General features: G+C 70.5%; 5 protein-coding genes. 2 read left to right on the forward strand and 3 right to left on the reverse strand.

The window, feature by feature from the left end; genetic code table 11:
* Positions 1-61: 61 nt before the first annotated feature.
* Both GPA_RS14350 and GPA_RS14355 read left to right on the forward strand, forming a co-directional pair.
* Positions 62-2,803, forward strand: a complete 2,742-nt coding sequence (locus tag GPA_RS14350; RefSeq protein ID WP_015540318.1) for a VaFE repeat-containing surface-anchored protein — start codon at positions 62-64, stop codon at positions 2,801-2,803.
* Positions 2,804-2,875: 72 nt separating this feature from the next.
* Positions 2,876-3,607 (forward strand): class B sortase, encoded by a 732-nt coding sequence (locus GPA_RS14355; protein ID WP_015540319.1) that lies wholly within the window; start codon positions 2,876-2,878, stop codon positions 3,605-3,607.
* A gap of 205 nt (positions 3,608-3,812) precedes the next feature.
* Here GPA_RS14355 and GPA_RS14360 read toward each other — a convergent pair whose 3' ends face one another.
* Genes GPA_RS14360 through GPA_RS14370 form a run of 3 tightly spaced genes read right to left on the reverse strand, consistent with a single transcriptional unit; the run spans position 3,813 to position 6,069 of the window.
* The gene (locus GPA_RS14360; protein WP_015540322.1) at positions 3,813-4,367 is read right to left on the reverse strand and encodes a hypothetical protein; all 555 of its coding nucleotides are present in this window, start codon (positions 4,365-4,367) and stop codon (positions 3,813-3,815) included.
* The gene (locus GPA_RS14365; RefSeq protein WP_015540323.1) at positions 4,364-5,635 is read right to left on the reverse strand and encodes a relaxase/mobilization nuclease domain-containing protein; all 1,272 of its coding nucleotides are present in this window, start codon (positions 5,633-5,635) and stop codon (positions 4,364-4,366) included. The genes GPA_RS14360 and GPA_RS14365 overlap by 4 nt, the downstream gene beginning before the upstream one ends.
* Positions 5,623-6,069: a CopG family transcriptional regulator gene (locus GPA_RS14370; protein ID WP_015540324.1), complete on the reverse strand. Its 447-nt coding sequence runs from the start codon at positions 6,067-6,069 to the stop codon at positions 5,623-5,625. Before GPA_RS14370 ends, GPA_RS14365 begins: the two co-directional genes overlap by 13 nt.
* Positions 6,070-6,155 lie beyond the last annotated feature (86 nt).

Below are 6,155 nucleotides of genomic sequence, written 5' to 3' on the forward strand. Positions count from 1 at the left end.
CGCCGCCGAGCACGAGGCGCCCCGCGCGCAGCGAAGCGTCGAGAGATAGGGAGGCGGAAAGATGAACGCAGCGAAAGACTGCACCCTGCAGGAAAAGCTCCTCCGATGCGCCATGGCGCTCATCCTGGCGGCGGGGGCGCTGCTCGCCTCCGTGGCGGCCTCGCCCGCCTACGCCGCGCCGAGCACGGTAGACGTGTCCATCGGCGGCAAGATCCCCTACGGCGGCTTCGCCACCACGTGGATGAGCGCCGACGGGAACATCGCCTACTGCGCCGAGCCCTCGTCCCCGACGCCCGAGCCGGGCTCCTACTCGACGAGCCCCGTGCCGAGCGGCGACGTGACAGCGGCGATCTGGTACTCGTTCGGCTCTCCCGGCTTCGACGCGTCGATGTTCCCGGGCAGCTGGTACGACGGCGGCGGCTGGGACGACGCGAAGTACGCCGCGGCGAGCCATGTGCTCATCGCCTACGCCTACTCGGGGTCCGAGTCGGCGGCCACGCACGGCACGAGCCCCGAGTTCGCCTCCTGGGCGAAATCCGAGCTGATCGGCGGGACCTTCGCCAAGATGAAGGCGGGCGCCGGCAAGGTCTCCGCCGGGTTCGAGGCGTTCTGCGTCAGGACCGGCGGCGGCTCCCAGACGCTCGTGAGCTTCAGCTGGTCCACGGGCGGCGTCAAGGTCGCCAAAACGGACTCCGAGGCGAGCGCCGAGCCCCAGGGCGACGCCTCGCTCGACGGCGCAGGCTTCTCCGTCGTGAACGAGACCGGCCGCTACGTGCTGGTCGGGGGCAAGTACTACGCCGACGGAGAGGTTTGCGCCACGATCAAGACCGCGCCCGAGGACGGGTCGCATGTCGCCGCGACCGGCGCCGACGCCCTGCCCGCGGGCAGCTACCGCATCGTCGAGTCCGGCGCGCCCGAGGGCTACGACGCCAGCGACGCCTCCGTCGCGTTCACCGTGAAGGCCGGCGAGGTGCGCGACCTCACGGGCGACCCCGTGACCGACGAGGTCTTCCGCGGCGGCGTGCAGGTGACCAAGTCCGACAAGGAGCTGCAGGCGTCCGAGGCGCTCGCGGGCAGCGGCCACAAGGAGGCTCCTGGCGAGCACCCCGGCCTCGACGGGATCGAGTTCACCGTCACGAACCACTCGGCGCACAAGGTCCTCGTTGACGGCGAGTGGCGCGAGCCGGGCGAAGCCGTGGCCACGCTGACCACCGCATGGAACGACGAGGCCGGCGCCTACACCGCCCAGACCGCGGCCGACGCCCTGCCGTACGGGACCTACGACGTGCGGGAGACGGCGACCAACGGGAGCTACCTGCTGACCGACGGCGAGCCCCGCACCTTCGAGGTCCGCATCGGCGGCGAGATCGTGAGCGCCTCCGCTGACGGCGCCGCGCTCGAGTTCCGCGACCAGGTGGTGCGCAACGACCTCGAGCTCTCCAAGAAGAGCGAGTCCGACAACGCCGGACTTATGGTCCCGTTCGCCATCGAGAACGCGGCCAGCGGCGAGACGCACGTGCTGGTGACGGACCGCAACGGCGACGCGTCGACCGCGAGCAGCTGGAACAGGCACTCGAGCGACACCAACGCCAACGACGCCCTGCTCGGCCATGAGGGACCGATCGGGGCCGAAGACATGGACCCGAAGGCCGGAATCTGGTTCTCGCTCGGCGAGGACGGCTCCTCGGCGCCGGTTGACGACTCGCTGGCGGCCCTGCCGTACGGCGCCTACACCATGACCGAGCTGCGCTGCGATGCCAACGAGGGCCTCGAGCTCATCACCAGGAGCTTCTGGATCGAGCGCGACTCGACGGTAGCCAAGGCCGTGTGGATGGGCCTCGACGACCAGGAGGGCCCGCGCATCTCCACCACCGCCAAGGACGGCGCGGACGGCGACAAGGACGTCTCGGCCGACGCCGAGGCCAAGGTCGTCGACGCGGTCGCCTACGAGGGGCTGAAGGCCGGCGAGGAATACGAGCTCTCGGCAACCCTCGTCGACAAGGTGACCGGCGAGCCCGTGTCCGACGCCTCGGGCAAGCCCGTGGAGGCCAAGGCTGAGTTCGCCCCCGCGCTCTCGACCGGTAGCCAGGACGTCGAGATCTCCTTCGACGCGAGCCTGCTCGGCGGCCGCGACCTGGTCGTGTTCGAGAGCCTTCGCAAGGACGAAGCCGAGGTGGCGTCGCACGCGGACCTCTCCGACGAGGGCCAGACAGTCCACGTCGCCGTCGAGGTGGGCACCCAGGCGGCTGACGCCGGCGACGGCGACCAGGTGATCGAGGCCGGCAAGGCCAAGGTCGTCGACACGGTGGCCTACAAGGGCCTCGTCCCCGGCGAGACCTACATCGCCGTGGGCACGCTCATGAACAAGGGCACCGGAGAGCCGTTCCTCGACAAGGACGGCAACGAGGTGACCGCGCGCACGCCCTTCGAGCCCGAGGCGCCCTCCGGCACCGTCGAGGTGACCTTCGAGTTCGACACCGAGGGCCTGGCCGAGGGAGACGAGCTCGTCATCTTCGAGAAGGTCCTGGACTCCGCCGGCAACGTCGTTGCGGCCCACGAGGACATCGACTCCGCCGAGCAGAGCGTCGTCGTGGACAACCCCGACACGCCCGAGGTGCCCGAGGAGCCCTACGCCAAGACCGGGGCCGACGCCCCCGACGGCACCGGCTACGCCGTGGCCGCGGGCATCGCTCTGGCAGCTGCGGCGGGCGCGGGCGGAGCGCTCGCGTACCGCAAGCGCAAGACAGCCGGCGCTAGCAAGGACGCGGCGGCCGAAGAGCCTGCCGAAGAGCCGGAAGAGTAGAGGCGCCGCATCGATACCGAACCGGAGGCCCTGGGCACTCGCCCGGGGCCTCCCCTGCGAACGGGGGAGGACATGAACAAAGGGAAAGCCGCCACGGCGTTCGCCGTCGCCGTGGCGTTGCTGGCGCTGGCGGCGCTCGCCGTCCTGCCGCAGCCCGAGAGGAACCCGTACGTGGTGCGCGAGGTGCCCGCAACGGAAGAGGGCGAGGCGATGGGGGCGCAAGAGGCGGGAGGCGGCATCGACTGGGACGCCCTTCCCGCCTCAGTCGTCGCATGGGTGCGCGTGCCGGGCACGACCGTCGACTACCCGATCGTACAGGGCCGGCCTGAATCGCCCGACTTCTACCTCACGCACGACGCCGGCGGCGAGCGCACAGTCTGGGGCGCTCCCTACATAGACGCCGGGTGCGCGCAGGGCGCCGAGAGCCCGCTCGTCATCGTCTACGGGCACCACATGTCCGACGGCACCATGTTCGCGCCGCTCGCGCAGTACTCGTCGCGCGGCTTCGCCGAGGGGCACCGCACCATCCGGGTCTTCACCCGCGAGAAGGAGATCGAGCTCGAGGTCTTCGCGGCCGACGTGGTAGACGCGAGCTCGGAGGGCAAGCGGACCGACTTCGCCGACGCGGCGGCTCTCGACGCCTACCTCGGGGACAAATTGTCCCGCTGCGAGGTCGTCCTGGAAGAGCCTTCGGACGTCGCGCAGGCCTGGGCCTTCGTGACGTGCAGCTACCAGACGAGCAACTCGCGCACCGTCGTCTACGCGAAGGAGGTGGAAGGATGGGATTCGCGCCCTTCGGAATAGGGCTCCTCATGGGGCTCCTCGCGCTCACGGCCTACGCCTGCTGCGCAGCCGGCGACGACGACCGGGACTAGCCGTGGGAAATCGAAATCGCACAACGGAAAGAGGCGGGCAATTGCCCGCCTCTTCTCACATCACCCACTTGAACACGGCGCGGAACAGCCAGACGAAAAAGCCCAGCGTGACCTTAAGCGCCGCCATGAGGAACCTACCAAGCCTCTTCATCGACGTCACCCCAATCTTCCTTGACCTTGCGGGCGCCCTCGTCGGCGCCCTCTTCCTTCTCTTCCGCGAGCAGCCTCGCCAGCTCGTCGGGCACGCCCGGGACCTCCGCCCTCCCCAGAGCGCGCTGCAGGTCCCTTATCTGCGACCTCAGCGGTTTTGAGGGAGGGCCCACGTGCTCGCGGTAGCAGGCGCCGATCGCGGCCGCGTCGCACAGGTATCCCCGCACACGGGCGAACGCCTCGTCGCCGTCGAGCAGGACGCGCCGGGCGCGCCCGAGCTCGGCCTCCGATGCCAGCATGAAGCGCCAGCCGCGGGACCTGCGCGCGGCCGGTATGCCGTCCGCGGGCGCGTCGTCGCGCCAGTCGTCGCGCACCTGGTGCCAGTTCGCCGTGAGCCAGAGCCCCTTCTCGGGCTCATCCCTCATCTCGAGCTCGAACTCCGTAAGCATGTTCGCGCCGGTGAACGGCGACCCCTCCGTGAACGAGAGCGTGTCGAACAGCGTCGTCCTGCCGCCCTCGTACTCTATCCTCACCATCATCTCCGGCCCCTCTCCCTGCGCTGGTCCTGCTGGGCCCGCTGCCGCTCGGCGGCGAGGATGCGCTGCTGCTCGTCCGCTCGGTGGCACTGGCGCGAATTGCCGCTGGCATCGTCGCGCCCTTCACCGTCCCCGTAGCGGGTCTTGAGCGGCATGAGCCCGTTCTCGGCCATGTAGGCGCGGGCGGCCTCGAGGCGACGGTACCCTTCGCCGCCCGCCTGGCCGCGCCGCTCGAGCGTCGACATCCTGAGACCGAACTCCTCGATGGACTCGACGTCGAACTTCGCGCAGGTCTCGAGCGCCGAGGAGAGCCTGCTCAGCTCCGAGAGGTCGTTGAGCTCGAGGGCGCGCTCGGCGGCCTCGCGGATGCGCGCGGCGCTCGCGTCCGTGGGACGGTAGGCGCCCTCGCGCTCGAAGCGGCGGCGGAGCATCTCCTTGCCGTAGACGAACCCCAGGCGCTCGCCGCTGACCTTCTTGGACGGCTCCTCGGCCAGGCTGAACACCCAGTCGTCCCGTCGCGCCTTGGCCGAGTTGTCGGCGACGTGCACGCCCAGGGCGTCGAGGATGCCGAGGAACTCCGCCTCGTCGCGCGCCGTGGTCTTGGCGAGCGCGACGCGGGCGCGGATGTCGCCGACCCACGAGTAGCCGCCCGAGTGCATGATCTCCTTCTCGGCACGGCCCAGGTAGACGCTCCTGCGGCTCCTGGGCCCGCCCGCGCCGGCATGCCCGCGCGCCTTCGAGGGGGATTCGGCCGCCCGGTCGTTGGAGAGTCCCGACAGCCCGCGCTCGCGCGCCATGTCCTGAAGGTCGCGGTTGAGGTCCTCGGGGTGCTGGGTCTGCATGCGGTAGCCGGTGCGGAGGTTCGCGTTGTTCACGACGATGTGCGCGTGCGGTATGCCGCGGGCGTTGTCGTCGTGGTAGACGATGGCGATCTCGTGGTCGCCGAAGTGCTTGAGAGCCCACGAGCACGCGAGCTCGCGCAGCGCCGCCAGGTCGATGTCGTCGCCGGGGTCCGGCGAGAGCACGAAGTGCTTGAACGTCCGCGCGGGCTTTCCCCTCCAGGGGGCGTCCGTGCCGAAGGCGGCGCGCGTGGCGTCCATCTCGGCGTCCCAGGCGCAGGCCTCCTTGGCCTCGTCTCCCAGCGCTCCGGCGTCGCGCTCGTCGTAGCTCAGGTTGAACAGGTCGCGCGCCAGGGCGCGGCCTCCCTTCTCGAGGTAGCGGCGGATGCCGCCCGTCGAGCCGTGGCCGCTTATCGGCTTCAGGATCGGCATGGCGAGCCCTCCACGAGCGAGTCGGCCCCGATGCGCCCGAGCTCGGCCGCCATCTCGCGGGCCGCGGCGTTCACGTCGGCGAGCTCTCGCTCGATCGTCGGGATGCTATCCGCGACGAGGTCGCGGTCGACGTGCCCGTGGCGCGCGTGGAAGTTGATGAGGTTCATCGCGTGCACGGCCTGGTTGTAGTGGTAGCCCCACTTCGTGAGCTCGCGCGACATCGCCCACAGGGCCCTGCGGTCCACGAGTATGCGGTGCTCGTCTCCCGCGTTGGCCTCGGTCGACAGCGGTATGCGCACGAGGTAGCGCAGGTACTCCGACTTGCTGAGCCCGGCGCGCTCGCACCGCTCGCAGAGCGCGTCGTAGTCGCCTCCCTCCATGCGGAACGTGACGCGGCGCTCCTTGCCTTTGGCGGCGCCGGCTTCCTCTTCCATGGCGGATTCCTTTCCTCGGGCCCGCCGCGCGGCGGGCGCGTCTCTCTAGGGGCGCGGGGGATCCCCCGCAGGCGGCGGCCCGGCTC

It is taken from the genome of Gordonibacter pamelaeae 7-10-1-b (assembly GCF_000210055.1).
Taxonomy (GTDB): Bacteria; Actinomycetota; Coriobacteriia; order Coriobacteriales; family Eggerthellaceae; genus Gordonibacter; species Gordonibacter pamelaeae.